This is a genomic window from Nocardia sp. NPDC058666 (genome assembly GCF_042714895.1).
Taxonomy (GTDB): Bacteria; Actinomycetota; Actinomycetes; order Mycobacteriales; family Mycobacteriaceae; genus Nocardia.
This window is the reverse complement of the sequence record NZ_JBHXRY010000015.1, coordinates 13,425-33,507: the sequence shown is the minus strand read 5'-3', so window position 1 is coordinate 33,507 and position 20,083 is coordinate 13,425. Positions and strand designations below refer to the sequence as shown.

General features: G+C 66.4%; 23 protein-coding genes. 13 read left to right on the top strand and 10 right to left on the bottom strand.

Annotated elements, in window-relative coordinates:
- The first annotated feature begins 46 nt into the window (after positions 1 to 46).
- Positions 47 to 1,009, top strand: coding sequence for an ATP-binding cassette domain-containing protein (locus ACFWVD_RS24770; protein ID WP_379246634.1), 963 nt, complete (start codon positions 47 to 49; stop codon positions 1,007 to 1,009).
- Positions 1,006 to 1,794 carry an ABC transporter permease gene (locus tag ACFWVD_RS24765; RefSeq protein WP_379246632.1) on the top strand — a complete coding sequence of 263 codons (789 nt, stop codon included), beginning with the start codon at positions 1,006 to 1,008 and terminating at the stop codon, positions 1,792 to 1,794. The genes ACFWVD_RS24770 and ACFWVD_RS24765 overlap by 4 nt, the downstream gene beginning before the upstream one ends.
- A 41-nt stretch (positions 1,795 to 1,835) precedes the next feature.
- Here the strand turns inward: ACFWVD_RS24765 and ACFWVD_RS24760 are convergent, their stop codons facing one another.
- A complete protein-coding gene (locus ACFWVD_RS24760; protein WP_379246630.1) occupies positions 1,836 to 2,474 on the bottom strand; it encodes a YqgE/AlgH family protein in 639 nt (212 codons plus the stop codon).
- A gap of 105 nt (positions 2,475 to 2,579) precedes the next feature.
- Between ACFWVD_RS24760 and ACFWVD_RS24755 the strand changes: the two genes are divergently transcribed.
- Positions 2,580 to 3,341, top strand: a complete 762-nt coding sequence (locus ACFWVD_RS24755) for a lysophospholipid acyltransferase family protein (protein ID WP_379246628.1) — start codon at positions 2,580 to 2,582, stop codon at positions 3,339 to 3,341.
- Here the strand turns inward: ACFWVD_RS24755 and ACFWVD_RS24750 are convergent.
- Positions 3,335 to 3,646 (bottom strand): GNAT family N-acetyltransferase, encoded by a 312-nt coding sequence (locus tag ACFWVD_RS24750; RefSeq protein ID WP_379246626.1) that lies wholly within the window; start codon positions 3,644 to 3,646, stop codon positions 3,335 to 3,337. The two genes, ACFWVD_RS24755 and ACFWVD_RS24750, sit on opposite strands and share 7 nt — an antisense overlap.
- A gap of 53 nt (positions 3,647 to 3,699) precedes the next feature.
- Between ACFWVD_RS24750 and ACFWVD_RS24745 the strand changes: the two genes are divergently transcribed.
- Entirely contained in the window at positions 3,700 to 4,839 is a 1,140-nt protein-coding gene (locus ACFWVD_RS24745) for a glycerate kinase (protein ID WP_379246624.1), read from the top strand.
- Positions 4,840 to 4,885: 46 nt separating this feature from the next.
- Here the strand turns inward: ACFWVD_RS24745 and ACFWVD_RS24740 are convergent, their stop codons facing one another.
- On the bottom strand, positions 4,886 to 5,263 hold the full coding sequence (locus tag ACFWVD_RS24740) for a winged helix-turn-helix transcriptional regulator (RefSeq protein ID WP_379246622.1): 378 nt from the start codon (positions 5,261 to 5,263) through the stop codon (positions 4,886 to 4,888).
- Positions 5,264 to 5,407: 144 nt separating this feature from the next.
- Between ACFWVD_RS24740 and ACFWVD_RS24735 the strand changes: the two genes are divergently transcribed.
- Complete coding sequence (locus ACFWVD_RS24735; protein ID WP_379246620.1) at positions 5,408 to 6,283, top strand: NAD(P)-dependent oxidoreductase; 876 nt, start codon at positions 5,408 to 5,410, stop codon at positions 6,281 to 6,283.
- A complete protein-coding gene (locus ACFWVD_RS24730; RefSeq protein WP_379246618.1) occupies positions 6,283 to 7,110 on the top strand; it encodes an NAD(P)-dependent oxidoreductase in 828 nt (275 codons plus the stop codon). Before ACFWVD_RS24735 ends, ACFWVD_RS24730 begins: the two co-directional genes overlap by 1 nt.
- Before the next feature lie 46 nt (positions 7,111 to 7,156).
- On the opposite strand, the gene ACFWVD_RS24725 is transcribed toward ACFWVD_RS24730, so the two are convergent.
- From ACFWVD_RS24725 to ACFWVD_RS24715, 3 genes are read right to left on the bottom strand one after another with little or no spacing between them, the layout of a single operon-like run.
- Complete coding sequence (locus ACFWVD_RS24725; RefSeq protein ID WP_379246616.1) at positions 7,157 to 7,393, bottom strand: helix-turn-helix transcriptional regulator; 237 nt, start codon at positions 7,391 to 7,393, stop codon at positions 7,157 to 7,159.
- Entirely contained in the window at positions 7,383 to 8,213 is an 831-nt protein-coding gene (locus ACFWVD_RS24720; protein ID WP_379246614.1) for an ABC transporter permease, read from the bottom strand. The genes ACFWVD_RS24725 and ACFWVD_RS24720 overlap by 11 nt, the downstream gene beginning before the upstream one ends.
- Positions 8,210 to 9,139 carry an ABC transporter ATP-binding protein gene (locus ACFWVD_RS24715; protein WP_379246612.1) on the bottom strand — a complete coding sequence of 310 codons (930 nt, stop codon included), beginning with the start codon at positions 9,137 to 9,139 and terminating at the stop codon, positions 8,210 to 8,212. Before ACFWVD_RS24715 ends, ACFWVD_RS24720 begins: the two co-directional genes overlap by 4 nt.
- A gap of 183 nt (positions 9,140 to 9,322) precedes the next feature.
- Between ACFWVD_RS24715 and ACFWVD_RS24710 the strand changes: the two genes are divergently transcribed.
- Positions 9,323 to 9,769, top strand: a complete 447-nt coding sequence (locus ACFWVD_RS24710; protein WP_379246610.1) for a nitroreductase/quinone reductase family protein — start codon at positions 9,323 to 9,325, stop codon at positions 9,767 to 9,769.
- Here the strand turns inward: ACFWVD_RS24710 and aroQ are convergent.
- Positions 9,766 to 10,212 carry a type II 3-dehydroquinate dehydratase gene (aroQ, locus tag ACFWVD_RS24705; protein WP_379246608.1) on the bottom strand — a complete coding sequence of 149 codons (447 nt, stop codon included), beginning with the start codon at positions 10,210 to 10,212 and terminating at the stop codon, positions 9,766 to 9,768. The genes ACFWVD_RS24710 and aroQ overlap by 4 nt on opposite strands.
- Positions 10,213 to 10,334: 122 nt before the next feature.
- Positions 10,335 to 10,889 carry a hypothetical protein gene (locus ACFWVD_RS24700; RefSeq protein ID WP_379246606.1) on the bottom strand — a complete coding sequence of 185 codons (555 nt, stop codon included), beginning with the start codon at positions 10,887 to 10,889 and terminating at the stop codon, positions 10,335 to 10,337.
- 439 nt (positions 10,890 to 11,328) lie between these two features.
- Here ACFWVD_RS24700 and ACFWVD_RS24695 point away from each other — a divergent pair, with 439 nt between their 5' ends.
- Positions 11,329 to 12,966, top strand: coding sequence for an NTF2-like N-terminal transpeptidase domain-containing protein (locus ACFWVD_RS24695; RefSeq protein WP_379246604.1), 1,638 nt, complete (start codon positions 11,329 to 11,331; stop codon positions 12,964 to 12,966).
- Between the two features lie 64 nt (positions 12,967 to 13,030).
- The gene (locus ACFWVD_RS24690; RefSeq protein WP_379246602.1) at positions 13,031 to 13,387 is read left to right on the top strand and encodes a DUF3054 domain-containing protein; all 357 of its coding nucleotides are present in this window, start codon (positions 13,031 to 13,033) and stop codon (positions 13,385 to 13,387) included.
- Here the strand turns inward: ACFWVD_RS24690 and ACFWVD_RS24685 are convergent, their stop codons facing one another.
- Both ACFWVD_RS24685 and ACFWVD_RS24680 read right to left on the bottom strand, forming a co-directional pair.
- Entirely contained in the window at positions 13,388 to 14,458 is a 1,071-nt protein-coding gene (locus ACFWVD_RS24685; RefSeq protein WP_379246600.1) for a YbhN family protein, read from the bottom strand.
- A gap of 4 nt (positions 14,459 to 14,462) precedes the next feature.
- Positions 14,463 to 15,983, bottom strand: a complete 1,521-nt coding sequence (locus ACFWVD_RS24680; RefSeq protein ID WP_379246752.1) for an adenylate/guanylate cyclase domain-containing protein — start codon at positions 15,981 to 15,983, stop codon at positions 14,463 to 14,465.
- 72 nt (positions 15,984 to 16,055) lie between these two features.
- Here ACFWVD_RS24680 and ACFWVD_RS24675 point away from each other — a divergent pair, with 72 nt between their 5' ends.
- The 4 genes from ACFWVD_RS24675 to ACFWVD_RS24660 are packed head-to-tail and all read left to right on the top strand — an operon-like array spanning position 16,056 to position 19,838.
- Entirely contained in the window at positions 16,056 to 17,297 is a 1,242-nt protein-coding gene (locus ACFWVD_RS24675; RefSeq protein ID WP_379246598.1) for an AI-2E family transporter, read from the top strand.
- Complete coding sequence (macS, locus tag ACFWVD_RS24670; RefSeq protein ID WP_379246596.1) at positions 17,278 to 18,450, top strand: MacS family sensor histidine kinase; 1,173 nt, start codon at positions 17,278 to 17,280, stop codon at positions 18,448 to 18,450. Before ACFWVD_RS24675 ends, macS begins: the two co-directional genes overlap by 20 nt.
- A 16-nt stretch (positions 18,451 to 18,466) precedes the next feature.
- Positions 18,467 to 19,117, top strand: a complete 651-nt coding sequence (locus ACFWVD_RS24665; RefSeq protein ID WP_379246594.1) for a response regulator — start codon at positions 18,467 to 18,469, stop codon at positions 19,115 to 19,117.
- Positions 19,118 to 19,166: 49 nt separating this feature from the next.
- A complete protein-coding gene (locus tag ACFWVD_RS24660; protein ID WP_379246592.1) occupies positions 19,167 to 19,838 on the top strand; it encodes a DUF1707 domain-containing protein in 672 nt (223 codons plus the stop codon).
- Positions 19,839 to 20,083: the final 245 nt, after the last annotated feature.

The window sequence follows — 20,083 nt, the reverse complement described above, 5'->3', positions numbered from 1 at the left end:
GCACTTATTCGCACCAATGAATGCAATTTTCTGGAAAGGGACGACCATGGTCAACTCGGCCATCACCGCACGCGGCCTGCGCAAGGCCTACGGCGACAAGACAGTGCTCGACGGCATCGACCTCACCGTCGCGCAGGGCACCGTCTTCTCGCTACTGGGCCCCAACGGCGCGGGCAAGACCACCACCGTGCAAATCCTCACCACGCTGATCGGCGCCGACGCGGGCGACATCACGGTCGGCGGCCACGACGTGACCACCGATGCCGCCGGAGTGCGCGCCATGATCGGTGTCACCGGCCAGTTCGCCGCGGTCGACGAACTGCTGACCGGTCGCGAGAACCTGCAGATGATGGGCGACCTGAACCATCTGCCCAAGCGCGAAACCCGCAGTCTGGCAACGGAACTGCTGGAACGCTTCGACCTGGTCGAGGCCGCCGACAAACCGGCGAGCACCTACTCCGGCGGCATGACCCGCAGGCTCGACCTCGCGATGACGCTGGTGGGCAACCCGCAGGTGATCTTCCTCGATGAGCCGACCACCGGTCTGGACCCGCGCAGCCGCCGCGCCATCTGGGACATCATCCGCGCGCTGGTCGACGACCTCGGCGTCACGGTGTTCCTGACCACCCAGTATCTCGAGGAGGCCGACCACCTGGCCGACCGCATCGCGGTATTGGACAACGGCCGCATCGTCGCCGAAGGCACTGCGGCAGAACTGAAACGGCTGATCCCCGGCGGCCACATCCGCATCGATTTCGGCGACCAAGCAGCCTTGGATGCCGCGCGCTACGCCTTCGGCTCCACCGCCCAGGTGTTGGAAGGCAGCGACGGGCTCACCCTCGCGGTGCCCGGCGACGGTGGCGTGCGCTCGCTGCGCGCGGTGCTCGATCTGCTCGATGCCGAAAACATCGAAGCGGGCGGCATTTCCGTGCACACCCCCAATCTCGACGACGTCTTCCTCACCCTCACCGGCCGCACCACCATCACCGAGCAGGAGTCAGTGCGATGACCACCCAGACCATGACCAAGCCCAAGTCCTACGCGTTCGCCGACACGATGACGATGTTGCGGCGCAACATGATTCACGCCAAGCGCTACCCCAGCATGGTCTTCAGCATCATCGTCATGCCGACCGTGCTGATGCTGATCTTCAACTTCGTGTTCGGCGGCGCGCTGGAGAAGTCGTCGGGCGGCAACTACATCGACTATCTGGCACCGGGCATGCTGTTGCTGCTGCCCGCGTATATGACGGTGTCGGTGGCGGTGTCGATCGCCAGTGACGCGAGCAAGGGCATCGTGAATCGCTTTCGGGTGATGTCGATTTCGCAGTCGTCGATGCTCACCGGGCAGGTGCTCGGCTCGCTGCTGCAGGCGATCGGCGGCATCGCCATGATGCTCGGCGTTGCCCTGCTGATCGGGTTCCGGCCCTCGGCCGGCGTCGTCGAGTGGATCGCCGCGCTCGGTCTGCTCGTGCTGGTGACCTTCGCGTTCTCCTGGCTTGCCATCGCACTGGGTCTGATCTCGCCCAACGTCGAAAGTGCCAGCAACGCACCGTTTCCCATCGTGATGATGCCGTTTCTGGGCAGTGGTCTGGTGGCCACCGACACCATGCCGGTGGGCTTGCGTCAGTTCGCCGAGTACCAGCCCTTCACGCCCATCACCGAAACCCTGCGCGGGCTGCTGATGGGTACCGAGATCGGCATCAACGGCTGGGTCTCGCTGGCCTGGTGCGTGGTGATCGCGGGCGGCGGGTTCCTCTGGTCGAAGTCGATCTTCCGCAAGCAAGCGAAATAGGCTGCGGCGCACACGATCCGGTCTCCCATGTGGAGACCGGATCAGTTGCGTTCGAGTTCGATCGGGTGGGTCGCCAGCAGAGCCAGCGGCAGCGGTTGACGGCGCAACACCGCGGCCCACAGGTCGTGGCGGTCGGTGGCGACCGGGTCCGACGGCAGCGCCGACACCACGATCCAGTCCTCGTTGTCGAGCTCACCGTCGAGCTGGCCCATCGACCACCCCGCGTACCCGGCGAACACCCGGATCTGCTCGATGAGCGGGCGGATCTCGGCCGGATCGGCGTCCAGATCCACCAACACCACCCGGCCGTCCACCCGGCGCAGCCCGCGCACCTCGCTGATATCGACACCCTCGCGCAGCACGGCCAGACACAGCGCCGCATCGCGTTTGACCGGGCCGCCGATATACAGATCGTCGGGGCTGGCGGCCAGATCCGCCCAGGCCGGCAGCACATCGACCACCGGGGTCTCGCTCGGCCGGTTCAACACCACGCCCAGACTGCCCGCGTCGTTGTGCTCGATCACGTACACCACGGTGCGCCGGAACGTCGGTTCCACCAGGTCGATCGCCGACACCAGCAGGTTGCCCGCGCGGACTCCCACCGCGGGCTGCCCGCGCCGCCGATCGTCGCCGTGCCCGTCGCGAGTCCGGCGCTCGTCCGGGTCGTCTCCGCCTGCCACGCTGCCATCATCGCATTGCCACGGCCCCGCGCGCTTCCCACGCAACGGATCGAAACCGGAATTTCTCCGCGCGCGGGCCTTCGAGCGCGCCGGTAAGGTCGCCCTATGCCTGTGCCCGAAGTCCTGCTCGATGACAACGACGCCGTGTACGACTACTACCTGCGTCATCAGCAGAACAGGTGGAAGGCGCTGGCCTCGTACGCGGTGCTGGCCCGGCGTTTCCGGCCGCGCGTGATGTTCGCCGACGGTGCGAAACAGCAGCTGACAGCGTTGATCCGCAGCGGGCGGCCGGTGATCTACGCGATCAACCACCTGTCCACCAGCGACCCGTACACGGTCGCGGCCACGGCCTGGCGGTCACCGTTGCGGTCGAAGATCGGACGGGTGCGGGTGCTGGCCAAAGACGAGCTGTTCGTCGAGCCCGAACAGCGGCGCAAGGTCGACATGATGGGCGGGATTCCGGTGTTCCGGGGCAAGGACCACGGGATCCGCGCGGTCAATGCCGCGGGTCAGCGGATGATGGATGTGTGCGCGCAGCGGCTGGTCGCCGGTGATCACCTCGCGATCTTTCCCGAGGGCACGTGCAACGAGGTCGACCACACGAAGGTGCAGGCCGTGGGTAGCGGGATCGGGCACATCGCGTTCCGGGCGGCCAAGTTGGACGCCGCTCCCGCGTTGGTCGCCATCGGGATGAATTACGGGCAACATGCGCCGTCTGCTGTCGGGCCGAGTGCCGCTGAGGTGGTTTCCGGGGTCGCGTACTTCCGGGCGCCGATTCTCGAGCTGCCGCAACGTCCGGGAGATATCGCCAAGCTGGTCAAAGACGAACTGCAACTGGCTGTCGATGGGGCTGTCGCGCGCTACTGAGGCAGGCCGAAGATCGCCCTGGATCGTTGCGGGACGAACGCGATGTACTCGGGATGGGTGGTGATGAAATGCAGAACCACCGGACACATCGGCAGGATGGCGAAGCCTTCTTCGCGGCTGGTGTCCAGGGCGGATTCGATCAGCGTGCTCGCGAAGCCGCGGCCTTCGAACTCGGGGAAGATCTCGGTGTGGACCATGGCTCGCTCGTCGCCGGTGTCCTGGTATTCGATGTAGCCGACGGGGCGACCGTCGCTGGTGAGTTCGAACCGCTCCATGGCGGTGTTCTTGCGGACCTGCGTCGACATATGCTGACGCTACCGTGGATTACAGGCCGAATTCGCGGGGAGAGGCGGAACCGATGACTCACCGACCACTGGTTGTGCTTGCTCCCGACAAGTTCAAGGGGTCGCTGAGTGCGCCTGAGGTAGCTCGCGCGTTGGCCAGGGGAATTTCTCGGCGGATGCCGGGGGCCGACGTGCGGTGTGTGCCGGTGGCCGATGGTGGCGACGGGATGGTCGACGCGTTCGCGGCGGCGGGGTGGACGCGGGTCGAGGTCGACGCACCGGGGCCCACCGGGGAATCTTCGACCGCTGTCTACGCGGTGCGGGGAGAGACCGCGGTGGTGGAGTTGGCGGCTGCGGTGGGGTTGGTGAAACTGCCGGGTGGACGGTTGGCACCGTTGCAGGCCAGCACTTTCGGGTTGGGGGTGGTGATCGCGCACGCGCTGGACGCGGGGGCGCGCGACATCGTGTTGGGGCTCGGCGGCAGCGCTTCCAGCGATGGTGGGGCCGGGTTGTTGCGGGCGTTGGGGTTGCGGTTGCTGGACCGCGACGGGGTGGAGTTGGAGGTCGCGGGGGACGTGGCCGCGATGCTCGGACAGGTGATCGCGGTGGATCGCAGCGGGTTGCATCCCGCTGTTTCCACGGCGCGGTTCACGTTGGCCTGCGATGTGGACAATCCGCTGCTCGGCCCTGCTGGGGCCGTGGCGGTGTATGCGCCGCAGAAGGGGGCCAATGTTCGGCAGATGGTGAAACTCGAAGCGGGGCTGACCAATTGGGCTGCTGTGCTGGGCACGGGGTATGCGGAGATCGGGGGGGCGGGGGCGGCGGGCGGTACCGGGTTCGGGGTGCTTGCGGTGTTGGGGGCGCAGGTGCGCAGCGGGATCGATGTGGTGCTCGAGCTGCTGGAATTCACCACGCTGGTGGGGGAGGCGACGCTGGTGGTGACCGGGGAGGGGTCGCTGGACCATCAGAGTATGCACGGGAAGGCGCCCGTGGGGGTGGCGGCGGCGGCCAAGGCGGCGGGGGTGCCGGTGGTTGCGGCGGTGGGGCGAATGATGTTGTCGCTGGGGGAGATTCGGGCGGCCGGGTTCGCTGCTTGCTATCCGCTCAGCGATCTAGAGCCGGATCCCGCGCGGTCGATCATCGCCGCGGCGGAACTGTTGGAACGCATCGGCGAGCGAATCGCCATGAACCACTTGCCGTTACCGCGACTGTGAGGGCGACGCAGCCTGGTGGGCGCGAAACATTCTGAGCTGCTGACAGTTACAGCGCGACTTCGGCGGCGGGTACTTCCGGCACGCGAAGGCCGGCCGGGGCGGTCAACTCCGTGCGATGCGTGGTGCCCCAGACCTCGAGCGGTGCCAGTGCCTCGCGCAGGGTTTCACCGAGCGGGGTGAGCGAGTACTCCACGCGCGGCGGGATCTCGGGGAAGATCTCGCGATGCACCACCCCACTGCTCTCCAGATGACGCAGGTTCTCGGCGAGCACCTTCTCACTCACCCCGTCCAGCAGCCGCCGGATCTGCCCGAACCGCTGCGGCCCATCGCCCAGCACCCACATCAGGTGCAGCTTCCATTTACCGCCGACGACGTCGATCGCCAGGCTCATACCGCACACATCGTGATCCGCGTCACTACTCATCGCCGCCACACCCTTCTGACCGTATTTCGAACCTCTAGGTAAGCAACCCCATCACAACGTGCGGTCTTCCCGACGATACTCGCGCCGACCACCATGGAAAGCGGCGCCGAACCACCCAGTATCCGAGAACTGAAGGGCCACACCATGTCTGAGAAATCCGCTTCCGTTTCCGTGCTCGGCCTCGGCCCGATGGGCCAGTCCATGGTCAAGGCCTTCCTCGGGGCAGGCGTCGAGGTGACGGTGTGGAATCGCAGCACCGCCAAGGTCGACGCGATGGTGGCGCTGGGCGCCAAGCGCGCCGAGACCGCCGCCGAGGCGCTCGACGCCAACGAGGTCTCCGTGCTCAGCCTGACCCACTACGACGCCATGTACGACGTGCTCGGCCAGGCGCTCGACCACCTGCCGGGCAAGGTGATCGCCAACCTGTCGTCGGATTCACCGGAGAAAGCGCGGGCAGGCGCGAAATGGGTCCGCGAACACGGCGCCGAATTCTTCTCCGGCGGCGTGATGTCGGCGGGCGACAATATCGCCCATCCCGCGTCCTACATCTTCTACAGCGGCCCGAAGTCGGTGTTCGACGCGCACGCCGAACTCCTGCGCCCGCTGAGCCCCCAGGAATACCTCGGCCCCGACGACGGCCTCGCCCAGGTCTTCTACCAGGCACTACTCACGATTTTCCACCCCTGGCTGCTCGCCTTCGACCAGGCGACCGCCGTGATCGCGAAGTCCGGCCACGACATCGCCCAATTCGTACCGTTCGCGGTCCGTGCCAGCGAGGCGTTCCCGTACTTCATGGACGAATTCTCGAAGGCCAACCAGAACGGCGGCTGGGCCGACCTGGCCAGCCTGAAGATGATGGACGCGGGCGCCCAGCACATCATCGACGCCAGCGAGGAGGTCGGCGTCGACGCGGGGTTCTCCCACCTCGCACAGTCGTACTGGCGCAAGGCCATCGCCGCGAGTGCGGCTGCGGGCGAACCGGTTTCGACCTACGCGCTGATGCTGGGAAAGGCCTCCTGATGCCGGGCCGATCCGTCACCGTGATCGGGCTCGGCCCGATGGGGCAGCAGATCGTGCGCGCCTATCTCGCGGCCGGAGTCGCAGTGACGGTCTGGAACCGCACCCCCGAGAAGGCCGACGGGCTCGGCGCCGCGCGCGCCGACTCGATCGCCGAAGCGGTGGCGGCGGCGGAGCTCATCGTGCTCAGCCTGACCCACTACGACGCGATGGACGCGGTCCTCGATTCCGTCGATCTGACCGGCAAGGTCGTGGTCAACCTGTCCTCGGATTCCCCACAGCGCACCAGGGAAGGCGCGGCGTTCGTCCGGGCCCGAGGCGGTGAGTTTCTCGCCGGTGGGGTGATGGCTCAGCCCGAAGAGCTCGCAGGCTCGTCGGCTTACATCTTCTACAGCGGACGCCCGGAAGTCTTCGACGCGCAGCGAGAGTTGTTGCGGCCCTTGGCGGCCGCGGAATATCTGGGTGCCGACGACGGCGCGGCCCAGGTCTACTACCAGGCGATGCTGGCCCTGTTCCTGCCGCTGCTGCTCGGCTACGAACAGGCGCTGGCGATCATCGAGCGGTCCGGCTCCGAGATCGCTCGGTTCCTGCCCTACGCCCAGCGCTCACTGGGCAGTCTCGGCGACCTGTACGCCGTGTGGGCGGGGATGGCCGAGGAAGGCGGCCTCGCTGATGCGGCCTACCTGCGGATGATGGCGGCCGGTGCGCGGCATGTCGTGGAGACCGGCACCGCCGTCGGCATGGATACCGTGCTGGCGGAATCGGTTTCATCCTACTGGGACCGAGCCGTCGGCACGTCGGCCTCGACATTTCAGCTGCTTCGCCGATGACACCGAAACCGTCCGGCACAGGTGCTGCCGGACGGTTCGGTCGTGCTCAGGCGGTCTCGGCGCCCAGCCTCGGGAACGGCTCGGTCGAGAACACCACTTCCACAGCCACTTCGAAGTAGGCGGCCAGCCGTAAAGCCAGGTGCAGGCTGGGGCTGTATTCGCCGCGTTCGAGGTAGCCGACGGTTTGGTAGTGCACACCCAGCGCCTCGGCCAGTTCGCGTCGCGAGATGCCGCGTTCGGCGCGCAGCATCGCGATGCGGTTGTAGATGACTTCAGAAGGCACGCTGCATCGCCTTGTCCCTTCGCGCGGCCATCGTGGAACCGGATTCGTGACCGGCCATGCGGCGCAACACCATCGGGGCCAGCAGCAAGCCGACGGCTGCCCAGATCCCCAGCACCGCAACGGTTTCCAGGTGACGCCACGACTGGTCGAGTTCGATCGCGACCGCGTCGGCCGGTAGCAGGGCCGAGCGCATACCCAGACCCAGCCAGTAGATCGGAAACACCTGTGCCAGGCCCTGCAGCCAGCCGGGCATCGCGGTGATCGGGTAGAAGATGCCCGAGATCGCGATCACGGCCATCAGCGGCATGGTCAGCAGGAAGCCGGTCCGGGCGTCGAGGACGCTGCCCAGGATCGCGCCCAGTGGCAACACCGCGAGCAGCCCGAGCACGACCACCCACGTGAAGGTCGCCAGCGCGCCGAGGCTGCTGATCGAGAAGCCGCCGATGATTACCATGCTCACGCCGAGCACGATAGCCAGCTGCGCCAACACCGCGCCCGTGGTGGTCACGATCTTGCCCACGAAGTAGCCGACCATGCCCTTGGGCACGGCCTTGGCCCGCAACAGTGTGCCGTCTTCGCGATCCTGGACCAGCACGTTGAGCAGGGCGTACATGCCGTTGAACGAGATGATCGTGGACAGCAGACCGGGCACGGCCAACTCGGCGACCGACAGGCCGGAGTCGTCGTACATGGTGTTCCGCAGCAGGAACAACACCAGCAGGGTGATGGCGGGGGTGAGGAACTGCCCGAGCAGATCGACGGGCGAGCTGTAGGCCTGACGCAACTCGATCAGGCCGCGGTTGATGCCGGTGCGGATCATCGGGTGACCTCCGTGAGGGTGTGCACGGCGGCGACTTCCTCGCCGGATTCCGCGCGGCGAACCAGGGTCATGTAGGTGTCCTCGAGCGAGGCCCGGCGCACCTCCAGGTCGCCGATGGCGTCGCCGTGTTGTTTGAACAGTTCGTGCACGTACTTGGTCGACTCGGTGGTGGTGTGCACGAAACGCTGACCGTCGACGGTCCAGCTGACCTGCGCTTCACCGGCGATCGAACGGGACAGTTCGTCGGGGGAACCGTCGGCGATCACGCGCCCGCCTGCCAGGATCAGGATCCGGTCGGCCAGCTTCTCGGCCTCGTCGAGGTCGTGCGTGGTCAGCAGCACGGTGGTGTCCTCCAGGTCGGCCAGGCGGTGCACCAGGTCGTGGAAGTCGCGGCGCGCGGCCGGGTCGAAACCGGCGGTCGGTTCGTCCATGAACAGCAGTTCGGGCTTGCCGACGATGCCGATCGCCACATCCAACCTGCGCCGCTGACCGCCCGACAGCGACGAGATCTTGGCGTCGGCCTGTTCGGTCAACCCGACCAGGTCGATGAGTTCGGCGGTGTCCCAGGGCCGTTGGATGTGAGCCGTGGAATACGGTGCGTAGTAGGTGCCCAGGTGTCGAAGCAGTTCTGCCACCCGCCATTTGGCGTGGTCGCGCCAGGACTGCAGGACCACGCCGATGCGGGCGCGCCAGAGTTCGTCACCGTGTTCGGGATCGGCCCCCAGCACGTCGACCTGACCGGCCGACCTCCTGCGGAACCCCTCGAGGATCTCGATCGTGGTGGTTTTGCCCGCGCCGTTGGGGCCCAGCATCACGAGCACTTCCCCGCGCCTGGCCTGGAATGTCACGTCGTGCAGCACGTCTGTGTCGTCGTACCGCATCCGCAATTGCTTGACGTCGAGTACGACGCCGTCGTTCGAAGTCATGAGTGCCTCCCAGTCATCGACCTTCGATGAAATGTAGCATACGTACTACATTCCATTGCGGCAATACTTCGCTCTAATTGGACAATTCGGAAAGTGTGAGCACTGCTCTTGACTACCGGCTGTCGCGCGCGCATGATTGTTCTCAACAGAGAGCAGTGCTCACAGTTTCAAGGAGTGAACGACATGGACAACGCCACCCGCTACCTCAGCCCCGCCGGCGCCGACGCGGTCTTCAACAAGATCGCCAACCTGCTGCCCAAGCTCGGGATCAGCATCATGGGTTCGCGACTGCTCGCGGTGCGCGGACGCAAGAGCGGCGAATGGCGGACCACTATGGTCAACGTGATGACCGGCGCCGACGGGCAGCGTTATCTGGTCGCGCCGCGCGGACACACGCAGTGGGTGCGCAACCTGCGCGTGGCGGGCGAGGGCGAGCTGCGGCTGGGACGAAAGAGTGAAACCTTCAGTGCCACAGAGGTTCCCGACGCCGACAAGGTGCCGCTGCTGCGGTTGTACCTGGAGAAGTTCGGCTGGGAGGTCGGCAAGTTCTTCGAAGGAGTCACCAAAGACGCCACCGATGCCGAATTGACCGCTATCGCACCGGGATTCCCCGTTTTCCGGCTCGGCTAGGACTTGGCCAAGAACTCGATCGCGGCCGCGTAACCCTGGATGCCAAGACCCGCGATCACCGCGGTCGCGATCGGCGAGACGAACGAATGGTGCCGAAACTCCTCGCGCGCATGGACATTGCTGATGTGTACTTCCACGATCGGCACCTCCGGGATGGCCAGTGCGTCCCGGAGTGCCACCGAGGTGTGGGTGAGGCCGCCGGGATTGATCACGATCGCCGACACCTCACCGCGCGCCTGCTGGATCCGGTCGATCAGGGCGCCTTCGTGATTGGACTGGAAGGCGACGACCGTGCGATCGAAGCGGGCGGCGGTTTTCTCGCACAGGGCGATGACGTCATCGAGGGTGTCGGCGCCGTAGATCTCGGGCTGCCGGGTACCGAGCATGTTCAGGTTCGGTCCATTGATGACCAGGATCGGACCAGTGGCCTGCACGCTTTCCATGCAGGCCACTGTATATATAGCGGCTGGTGCCGCAGATTCTCGGCCTGTTCCCTCGATCTTCCCTCCCGCCGGGCACTCCTTCGTCGCACCCTCTGGTCAGTCCAGATCGAGGCGGCCGAGAATCACAGCCCCGTAGGACCCTCCGAGCGCAGGTCGTCGACCTTGCGCATGGCTTCGCGGAGTTCGGCCAGCCAGGTTTCGGCGTGTTTGCCCGCGAGTTTTACGGTCCAGGCGAGGGCGTCGGCGCGGGAGCGGGCTACGCCTGCGTCGATGAGGGTGTCCAGGACCTGGCGTTCGGGTTGGCGCAGGCGGGTCATGACCGGGACGGCCAGGTGGGTGAACAGGATTCGTTCGCCGTTCGATCGCACACCCCAGGCGACGCTGCGGCCGTAACGGCGTTGGGCCTCGTCGGCGATCTGCATGCGCGCGGGGCGGGTGGACTCGCGGAAGCGGGCCAGCGCGCCTTCCTTTGTCGCGGTGCTCGCGTCGTCGGCGACGGGCAGTACGCCGACCACGACTATCTCGTCCCGGTCGATCTCGATCTCGACTTCGCCGGTGAACCAGTCGGCGGGCAATCGTCCGGCGAACCAGTCGGCGGCGTCGGCGGGGTCGGGGAGGTCGGCTTGCTGCCAGCCGCCGGGACGGCCGAATCCGCGTTCGCGATGAGCGTTCCGCATGGAAATCACCTGCTATCTGTGTAGTGCATGTTGCAGTGATTACAAGATTACGCCGATATGCGCGCACGGGATTCCGCTGTGCGTGAACGGGCCCACACCGCAGGTGAGAAGGGGATACCGCGGGGTTGGGTGTCGGTGCCTTTGGGTACCCTCGCCTTGAATCGCCGGACAAATGCGAGATCCGCACTACCCGGCGTGGCGGTCGGTACGGTTGACACAGCAGTTGTTGTCGCTTACTGGGCGAGGTTGGAAATCGGACCCCCATCGGGGCGAGACTTCCGGCACAATCGAGGTGTCGAGGTCGGGCCAATGTCCGATTTGCCGGGGCATTGGAGACGGGTCAACTTCCGGTACGGTGGATTTGTTACCGGAGTGGCAAGAGTGAAGAGTGGGCGATATGGATGTGTGGGGATCCCGCCGCTTTCGCGTACGGGGCGCAATGGCTATCGCAGGGGTTGCGACCCTCGCCATGGCGTTGTGCTCGTGCGGAGTGGGTGGGAAGTCGAGCGAGTCGGAGACGGTGGTCACGCAGTTCGCCGATCTCCTCGACGAGCATGACTACGGCAAGGCAGCCGACCTGACCTCCTACCCCGCCGCCGCTTCGGCAACCATGAAGCAAATGTTCGAGGGCCTGCAGTCGGGCACCGTCGACTACGAGGCGTCGCAGGTGATCGACCTCGACTCCGAGTCGGCGATCTTCGCGATGGAAGTCGCCTGGAACTTCGGCGAGAAGAAGGACTGGACCTACACACTGCAGGGCACCGTCCGCAAGCTCGCCATCGGCTGGCGGATCTCCTGGGAGCCCGCGGTGGTGATGCCGCAGCTGGCCAACAATCGCACCGTCAAGCTCGTGCGCACCACGGCCAAGCCGCCGCCCAAGGTCGTCGACCTGCCGGGCGAAGTGCTCATGACCGAGCAGACACTCAACGTCATCAAGATCGATCCCACGCGCACCGGCGACCTCGTGGGCACCACCAACGCGCTGGCCGACGCCATCGAACCCGTCGCGCCGTTGATCACCGGGCCGTCGCTGATGCAGCAGCTGGCCGGGTCGCAGGGTCAGCCGATCGTCGCGGTGAACCTGCGCGACGGCGATTTCGCGATCCTGGAACCGCGCATGGCCAAGATCCCCGGCGTGGTGATGGAGAAGCAGCCCAAGCTGATCTCCGCGGACCGGCGCACGCGGTCGCCGATGCTGGACGCGTTGCGCAAGGTGTGGCAGGACAGCCTGGAAGCCACCGCGGGCTGGGGTGTGCAGATCTTCGAGGCCGACGGCAAGTTCGTCAACCAGGTGGCCGGCTACCAGGGCCCGGCCGGTCCCGACATCGCCGCCACGATGGACCAGCGCCTGCAGCGCGCCGCCGAGGACGCGGTGGTGAGTGTGGGCACCGCGGCGACCGTGGTGGCCATGCAGCCCTCCACCGGCGCGGTGGTCGCGGTCGCGCAGAACTCCTACGCCACCGACAAGGGTCCGATCGCCTTCACCGGACTGTTCCCCGCCGGCGGCACGATGGAGCTGTTCCGTGCTGTCGCCGCGGCGACCAAGAACAAGCCGGCGCAGGATGTCACGGTGCAGGAGGCGGCCGAGGCGGCCACCGCGCTGGGCGTCGGCGTCGACTTCAAGGTGCCGGGACTGGACGAGGTGACCGGGCGGATCAGCGCGCCGGGCCGCAGCACCGAGCAGGTGCGTCAAGGTGCCGGGGCGGATGCGGTGCAGGTCAGTCCGTTCGGCATGGCCATTGCCGCGGCCGCGATCTCGCGTGGTTCGGTGGTGCCGCCGATGATCGTGGCGGGCAGTCCCAGCACCACCGATACGCCGCCACCCGCGCTGCCACCGGCCGCGGTCGACCGGTTGCGCGCGATGATGCACGAGGGCATCGACAAGCCGGAAACCACCGCGCTGCGCGGATTCCGCGACATCACCGCGTTCGCCGCCAAGGGCGGACCCGACGGGTGGTTGCTGGCCACGATGGGCGATCTGGTGTTCGCGGTGCATATCGCCGATGCCGACAGTGGTGACGCCACTTCGCGTCTGGCCGCGGTACTGCTGAAGTCGTTGGCCACGCCCGAGGCCTGAGTTATCACTGGTCAGTGGTTGCTGACCGGTCTCGAAGTCGATCTTGACCGGTTACGCTACGTGCGTGAAAAGGTTCGCACCGTTCGGTATCGATGCCCTGCTGGTGGTCGTTTTCTGCGCGATCGGTCGGCGTAGTCACGATGAGGCCGTGCTGGCCGGACTGCTGAAAACGGTGTGGCCCTTCGGATTAGGGCTGATTCTCGGGTGGGCGCTGGCGGTGTTGGTCGCGCGCAGCACGCGGTTCGACGCAACGGCGTTGTGGCCCAGCGGAATTCTGATCTGGGCCTGCACACTGGCGGGCGGGATGGTCTTTCGCGCGGTCAGCGGGCAGGGGGTGGCGGTGAGTTTCGTGATCGTCGCGGCGTCGGTGCTCGCGCTGTTCCTGCTCGGCTGGCGGGCCGCGATTCGCGCCCTGCGGTGATCAGATTCGGCGCTGCTGCTTGAACTCTTCCTCGTACTCCTCGTCGTCGGCATGGGGGTTGCGGAACAGGAACGCGAACACGATCCAGCCCACGATCGCCACCAGGATGAAGCTGACGAACCGGTACACGAAGGCGGCCGCGACCGCGTGCGAGGCCGGCAGGCCCGCAGCCGCGGTGAGACCGTAGATCAGCGTGGCGTCCACGTAGACGATGCCGCCGGGCGCGAACGGAATCGACCCCACCGCCTTGCCCGCCGCGAACGCGATGAGCAGCCCGGACAACTTCGGATCGGCGCCGACCGCGAAACACGCCGCACCAAGACACGCCACATCGGCGAACCGGTGCACCAGCGCCCACACCCCGACCAGGGCCCCGTCCTTCTTGCCCAGATCCACCGACTCGAGCTGCGCCCGGAATTCGGCCAGCTTGGCGATGCCGTGATCGGCCGGCTTCTTCCGCAGCCGGTTGACCAGCGCGAGCACCCGTCGCAGGATCGCCTCGAGGGTGCCGGGGTGTCGGGCGAGGTAGTTGCCGGTGAACAGGATCAGGCCCAGCACCACCAGCGAGCCGATGAATTTGAACCCGATGCCCTGCCCGACCAGCGCCGCGCCGCCGATGCCGATCAGCGCAAGGCCCGCGGCGGCGACCACGCCGGAGAAGACCAGTTGCCAGGAGGCCACGATCGGGCTGGCGCCCCAGCGGCGGGTCTGCCGGTAGGTGAACGCGGTGGAGAACACCTGGCCCGCGGGCAACGTCAGCGACATCGCGGTCGCGCCGTAGACCACCGAGACCGATTTGCCCTGGCTCACGTCGACGCCACCGGCGTGTAGCAGTTGTTTCTGTACGCGGCCGAAACCGCTCATCGAAATGGCCTGGAGAACGATGCACAGCACCAGCCAACCCCAGTGGATCTCGGTGAGCGTGCGCCACGATTCGTGCAGGCGGGGCCAGAGATAGATGCCTTCGCCGATGAGCAGCGCGAGTACCACCACGCCGAGCAGCCACTTGACCCACCAGAATCGGCGGCGCGGGTGCTCCACTTCGCCTGCTAGGTCGCCGTCGGCCGTCACGGTCTCAGCTTAACGAAGGTTGTTGCTCTTCCTCGTCCGCGTTCGGCCCGTCGGCGGAGGGTTTCGGCCAGGCCAGCCGGGTTTTTCGGCGTCTGCCGCGCAACTGGACCTCGTCTCCGGTTACCCAATGTTCTTGCTCGCTTTCGTCGGCGAAGTACAGCGCGCTGCCCGAAGCGAGAACGCGGCCGGGATGATCTTTGGCCAATTCGGTGAGTCGCGACGCCTCGTTGACGGGGTCGCCGATCACGGTGTATTCGAAACGGTTTGCCGCACCGATGTTTCCGGCGACCGCCAGGCCCGCCGACACGCCGATGCCGATATCGAGACTGGTCACCTCGCGCAGCCGTTCGCGCAGATCACGGGCGGCGGCCAGCGCGGCACTGGGCGCGTCGGGGCGGTCCAGCGGTGCACCGAAGATCGCCAGCGCCGCATCGCCGACGAACTTGTTGACGAAGCCGTGATGGCTGTCGATCACGTCGACCACCACCCGGAAGAACTCGTTGAGCAGGCTGACCACCTCGGTGGGCGGGCGCTCGGCGGCGGCCGCGGTGGAACCGACCATGTCCACGAACAGCACCGCCACGAACCGCGTCTCACCGCCCAGCTCGGTGCCGTAGTCCAGCGCGCGCTGGGCCACGTCCTCGCCCACGTGCTGGCCGAACAGTTCCTGCAGCCTGCGGCGCTTGGCCGCCTCGTCCATCATCCGGTTGAAGCCCACCTGCAGCAGCCCGATCTCGCTGCCGTCGTAGACCTCCACCTGCACGTCACGCGCGCCCGCCTGCACCCGGTTGATGGCCTGCGACAGCTGCCGCACCGGGTCGGAGATCGACGAACCGGTCAGCATCGACAACGCCAGCGCCTGCAGGATCACCACGCCACACAGCAGCAGGATCGAAATGGCCAGCGATTTCGCCGAGAACTTCACGTCCGAGGAGATCTGCGTGACGCACAGCAGCACGATCGCGATCGTCGGCGCGAACGTGCCCATTCCCCAGGTCATCGCCATGCGAGTGCCCACGCCGGGGGTCAGCGTGTGGTCGAAGGTGCCCTCGGTCAGTGCCTCGGCGGCGACCGGGCGCAGGATGCGTTCGCCCAGCATGTAGGTGAAGCCGAACACGATGGTCGCGGCCATACATTCGGTGACGATCACCGCGCCCGCCAGCTCCGGCGACTCGGCGATGATCAACACGGCCAGGATCGCGCCGCCGATGATCCACAGGATCAGGTGCACGATCGACTGCCGCAGCGGCACATGCAACGCCGCCATCTGCTCACGTCTGCTGGGCGGCCCGCCCCGCATCTGCCAGCGCATCACCGGCCGCAACATCAGCGCGGCGGCGAAGATACTCAGCACCGCGGCGACACCGAACACCAACAGCGGCGCGAGCAGACCCGTCTGGCGCACCGCATCGGCTTCGCCTTCGGGAACCGGCAGGCCGTATTGGATGAACGCCCACACCAGCACGAAGCCGAACACGTTGGCCAGCAGCACCGACGTCAGATACAGCGGCCACCGCGTTCGCATGGTCTGTTTGACCGCTTCCAGAGGCGCCGACACGACAACCAATCTAGCGTTGCGACCGATAGGCTCTCTCGGGTGACCGACCAGAAGGTAGTTTCGGGGCCCGCGTCTTCGCCGTGGCGTTCGGACGCCGACTCTGTACATCCCCTGGTTCGCAAGACCGCGGCCTGGAGTTGGCGGCTGCTGATCATCTTCGCCGCGCTGATCGCGGTGGGCATGCTGGTGCAGAAATTCGCCACGGTGGTGATCCCGTTGGCCATCGCGCTGCTGGCCGCCGCACTGCTGGCGCCGCTGGTGGATTGGTTGCAGCGGGTGGGGATCCCGCGGTGGCTCGGGGTGTTCGTGGCGCTGGTCGGGTCGATCGGGCTGCTGGCGGGGGTGATGACCTTTGTCGTGGAACAGTTCGTCGACGGTGTGCCGGGGCTGTCGAACGAGGTCACCAACAGCGTGCACAAGGTGCAGGACTGGCTGATCAACGGGCCGCCGCACATGAGCGATCAGCAGATCCGCAACGCGGGCGACACCATCGTGCGCACCATTCAGGACAACCGCGAGAGTCTGACCAGCGGTGCGCTGACTACCGCCACGGTGATCGGACACATTCTCACCGGGGCGTTTCTGATCCTGTTCATTCTGATCTTCTTCCTTTACGGCGGGGATCAGATCTGGCGGTTCGTCACTCGGGTGATTCCTACCGCGCATCGCGAAAAGGTACGCACCGCTGGTGAATTGGGGTTCGGGACGCTGGTGGGGTTCGTGCGTGCCACCGTGGTGGTCGCTGCCGTGGATGCGATCGGCATAGGTGCCGGGTTGGCGATTCTGCATGTGCCGCTCGCGTTGCCGTTGGCTTCGCTGGTGTTCATCAGTGCGTTCATTCCGATCATCGGCGCGGTGGTGGCCGGGTTCGTCGCGGTGTTCATCGCTTTGGTCACCAAGGGTTTGGTGACCGCGCTGATCGTGTTGGGCATCATCATCGCAGTCATGCAGCTGGAAGGGCATGTGCTGCAACCCCTTCTGCTCGGTCGGGCGGTGAGCATCCATCCGCTGGCGGTGGTGTTGGCCATCACCGCCGGGTTGGTTGTCGGCGGGATCGCGGGCGCGCTGCTTGCTGTTCCGTTGATTGCGGTGGGCAACACCGCGATTCGCTATCTGCTGTCAGGCAGTCCTGAGGAGGCCTACGGCGAGATAGCCGCGGGCGAGGATCGAAAACTGTTCGCCGCGCAGCCCGACAAACCCGAACCCGCGGACCGCTTCGACGTGCGAAAGCGGTTGCGCGAGGAGGAAACCGAGCCCGGCGATGCGGACCCACACAGCTGAGTTGAGCACCACCGACGCCGCGACCGCGCCGCTGTGGCGGGCCGCGCAGGCGTTTCGGCTGGTCACGCTGCTGTATGCGATCGGGCAGCAGATCGCGTCGGTGCCGTACTACGAGCATCCGCGACTGAGCTGGGTGCTGATCGCGGTGATGGCGATCTGGTCCGGGACTTCGGCATTGCTGTTGTCGCAGTGGTATTTTCCCGAGGCGACCGGGAAGATTCGCGGCTGGGTGGTGTTCGGGGACCAGGTGGTGACCGTGGCGTTGATAGCCTCGACACGCCTTGTCGCTGACTACGATTGGTATCACGGGCATCAGACACTGCCCACGACCCTGTGGATCGCGAACTCGGTGATCTCGATGGCGATTCTGCGCGGGCCTATCGCGGGAGTTGTTGCGGGACTGGCGATGGCGGCCGTGGTGGTGACCGTGCGGGGTCAGTGGGGGCAGGACGTGTGGGGCGATGCGACTGCGCCCGTGTTGGTTTCGGTGGGGTTGGCGCTGGGGCTTGCCGCCAATACGGCTCGGCGGGCGCAGGGGCAGTTGGAACATGCCTTGCGGATCACCGCCGCGGCGCAGGAGCGGGAGCGGTTGGCTCGCGAGGTGCACGACGGGGTGTTGCAGGTGTTGGCGTTCATCAAGCGGCGTGGGGGGGAGATAGGCGGGCCCGCAATGGAACTGGCGCACCGGGCGGGGGAGCAGGAGGTGGCGTTGCGGGTGTTGTTGTCCGAGCAGGCGGAGGTTTCCGATTCCTCGTCGGGGGAAGTGGATTTGCGGCCTTTGTTGACCGCTCGCGCTACGCCTACGGTGTCGGTGGCTACGCCGGGTGATCCGGTGTTGGTCGGGCGGGTGGTGGCGCAGGAGATCGCCGCGGCGGTGACTACTGCACTGTCGAATGTTGCGTTGCACGCGGGAGTTGGCGCGAAAGCCTATGTGCTGCTGGAGGATACCGGTGACATGCTGGTGGTGAGTGTGCGCGATGACGGGGTGGGGATTGCGGCCGGAAGGTTGGCGGCGGCGGAATCCGAAGGGCGGATGGGGGTTTCGCGGTCGATCGTCGGTCGGATCGCGGCGCTCGGGGGGAATGCCGAGTTGTTGACCGACGGGGACGGTACCGAGTGGGAATTCCGGATTCCGCGCCAACCGGCGCGCTGAGCAGAGGAGTTGGGCGATGCCGGTGATTACCGTGATGGTGGTCGACGACCATCCGATGTGGCGAGAGGGTGTTTCTCGCGATCTCGCCGAGGCGGGGTTCGAGGTGCTCGCTACCGCTGATGGGGTCGGTACGGCCGGTCGCAGGGCGGCGGCGGTGCAGCCGGATGTGGTGTTGATGGATATGCAGCTCACCGATGGGAACGGGGCTGCGGCTACCGCCGAGGTGTTGCGGGTTTCGCCGGGGAGTCGGGTGCTGGTGCTGTCGGCTTCGGCCGAGCGGGACGATGTGCTCGACGCGATCAAGGCCGGGGCCAGCGGGTATCTGGTCAAGAGTGCTTCGGCGGCTGAGTTGATCGATGCTGTTACCGCTACTGCCGCAGGTCAGCCGGTGTTCACGCCCGGTTTGGCCGGGTTGGTGCTCGGGGAGTATCGGCGGATGGCGACCGCGCCTGTTGCCGCTGATCAGCCGCATCGGCCCTCGTTGACCGAGCGGGAGACGGAGGTGTTGCGGATGGTGGCCAAGGGGTTATCGGCCAAGCAGATCGCTACGCGGTTGAGTTTGTCGCATCGGACCGTGGAGAACCACGTGCAGGCGACGTTGCGGAAGTTGCAGCTGGCCAATCGGGTGGAGTTGACGCGGTATGCGATCGAGCAGGGGCTGGAATAGGGGTTTGCCCTGATGTGCAGGGGTGCTGTTCGTGGCTACCCTCGATGGCATGGGCGGTTCAGAATCCCTCTTCAAACCCGGTGTCGCGGCGGCAGGTCCCGTCAGCGACCGGGAGTTACGCGTGTCCGACGCCGAGCGTGAGCATGTGGGGCAGTTGCTGCAGCGTGCCGTCGGGCTCGGGATGTTGTCGCTCGGGGAGTTCACCGAGCGGATGGATACCGCGCTCGCCGCCAAAACCCGGGGTGAGCTCAATGCGGTGCTGGTCGATCTGCCCGGAATGCGGGTAGCGGGGGCGCCGCAGCCTGCCGCGATGCCTCGACCTCGGCCCGTTCCGGTGCCGTCCGGGGGGAGTAATCCCGGTGCGATTCGAAGTCGGTTATCGGGGGTGCATCGCCGTGGGCCGTGGCAGGTGCCGCCGGTGCTGCACCTGAACAACCTGATGTCGGGGGTGACGCTGGATTTCACCGAAGCGGTGATGCAGACGCAGATCGTGGAGATCCAGGTTGACGACTACTGCACCGGGCTGACTTTGCTGGTGCCCGCTGCGGCGACTGTTGATCTGAACGGACTCGATCTGGTGGGGTCCTCGGTCAACAACAAGGTGCGGACGGGGCCGCCGATCGGGCCGTTGCATCTGGTGGTGCACGGGCGGATTCGGTTCGGGTCGGTGACGGCGAAGTATCCGCTGATGGTGCAGTGGCGGCGGTTTCTCGGGGGATAGGCCGGGATTCGGGTAGGAACTGGGCGCGACCGGGGGTTTCTACTCATGTTCGGTGGTGGGTGGGGGTCGACTATGGAGTTATGAGTACTGCCATCGATCCCGCGCTGGTTGCGCGGCTCTCCGGAGAGTTCACCGCGCTCGGCGCGCACATGAGTCAGGTGGGCGGCGATTTGGATCTGCTGGCCGCGCAGTTGCGGGCGGAGGTGGGGTCGCGGGCTGGGGATGTGGGGTCGTCGGGGGAGGTG

What these genes read in the sequence shown, in the direction of transcription:
- macS (WP_379246596.1), top strand. Translation starts at nt 17,278, where the DNA reads ATGCGGACCCACACAGCTGAGTTGAGCACCACCGACGCCGCGACCGCG.
- ACFWVD_RS24735 (WP_379246620.1), top strand. Translation starts at nt 5,408, where the DNA reads ATGTCTGAGAAATCCGCTTCCGTTTCCGTGCTCGGCCTCGGCCCGATG.
- ACFWVD_RS24680 (WP_379246752.1), bottom strand. Translation starts at nt 15,983, where the DNA reads ATGCGAACGCGGTGGCCGCTGTATCTGACGTCGGTGCTGCTGGCCAAC.
- ACFWVD_RS24695 (WP_379246604.1), top strand. Translation starts at nt 11,329, where the DNA reads ATGGCTATCGCAGGGGTTGCGACCCTCGCCATGGCGTTGTGCTCGTGC.
- ACFWVD_RS24700 (WP_379246606.1), bottom strand. Translation starts at nt 10,889, where the DNA reads ATGCGGAACGCTCATCGCGAACGCGGATTCGGCCGTCCCGGCGGCTGG.
- ACFWVD_RS24720 (WP_379246614.1), bottom strand. Translation starts at nt 8,213, where the DNA reads ATGATCCGCACCGGCATCAACCGCGGCCTGATCGAGTTGCGTCAGGCC.
- ACFWVD_RS24660 (WP_379246592.1), top strand. Translation starts at nt 19,167, where the DNA reads ATGGGCGGTTCAGAATCCCTCTTCAAACCCGGTGTCGCGGCGGCAGGT.
- ACFWVD_RS24770 (WP_379246634.1), top strand. Translation starts at nt 47, where the DNA reads ATGGTCAACTCGGCCATCACCGCACGCGGCCTGCGCAAGGCCTACGGC.
- ACFWVD_RS24715 (WP_379246612.1), bottom strand. Translation starts at nt 9,139, where the DNA reads ATGACTTCGAACGACGGCGTCGTACTCGACGTCAAGCAATTGCGGATG.
- ACFWVD_RS24710 (WP_379246610.1), top strand. Translation starts at nt 9,323, where the DNA reads ATGGACAACGCCACCCGCTACCTCAGCCCCGCCGGCGCCGACGCGGTC.
- ACFWVD_RS24740 (WP_379246622.1), bottom strand. Translation starts at nt 5,263, where the DNA reads ATGAGTAGTGACGCGGATCACGATGTGTGCGGTATGAGCCTGGCGATC.
- ACFWVD_RS24750 (WP_379246626.1), bottom strand. Translation starts at nt 3,646, where the DNA reads ATGTCGACGCAGGTCCGCAAGAACACCGCCATGGAGCGGTTCGAACTC.
- ACFWVD_RS24665 (WP_379246594.1), top strand. Translation starts at nt 18,467, where the DNA reads ATGCCGGTGATTACCGTGATGGTGGTCGACGACCATCCGATGTGGCGA.
- ACFWVD_RS24730 (WP_379246618.1), top strand. Translation starts at nt 6,283, where the DNA reads ATGCCGGGCCGATCCGTCACCGTGATCGGGCTCGGCCCGATGGGGCAG.
- ACFWVD_RS24755 (WP_379246628.1), top strand. Translation starts at nt 2,580, where the DNA reads ATGCCTGTGCCCGAAGTCCTGCTCGATGACAACGACGCCGTGTACGAC.
- ACFWVD_RS24765 (WP_379246632.1), top strand. Translation starts at nt 1,006, where the DNA reads ATGACCACCCAGACCATGACCAAGCCCAAGTCCTACGCGTTCGCCGAC.
- ACFWVD_RS24745 (WP_379246624.1), top strand. Translation starts at nt 3,700, where the DNA reads ATGACTCACCGACCACTGGTTGTGCTTGCTCCCGACAAGTTCAAGGGG.
- aroQ (WP_379246608.1), bottom strand. Translation starts at nt 10,212, where the DNA reads ATGGAAAGCGTGCAGGCCACTGGTCCGATCCTGGTCATCAATGGACCG.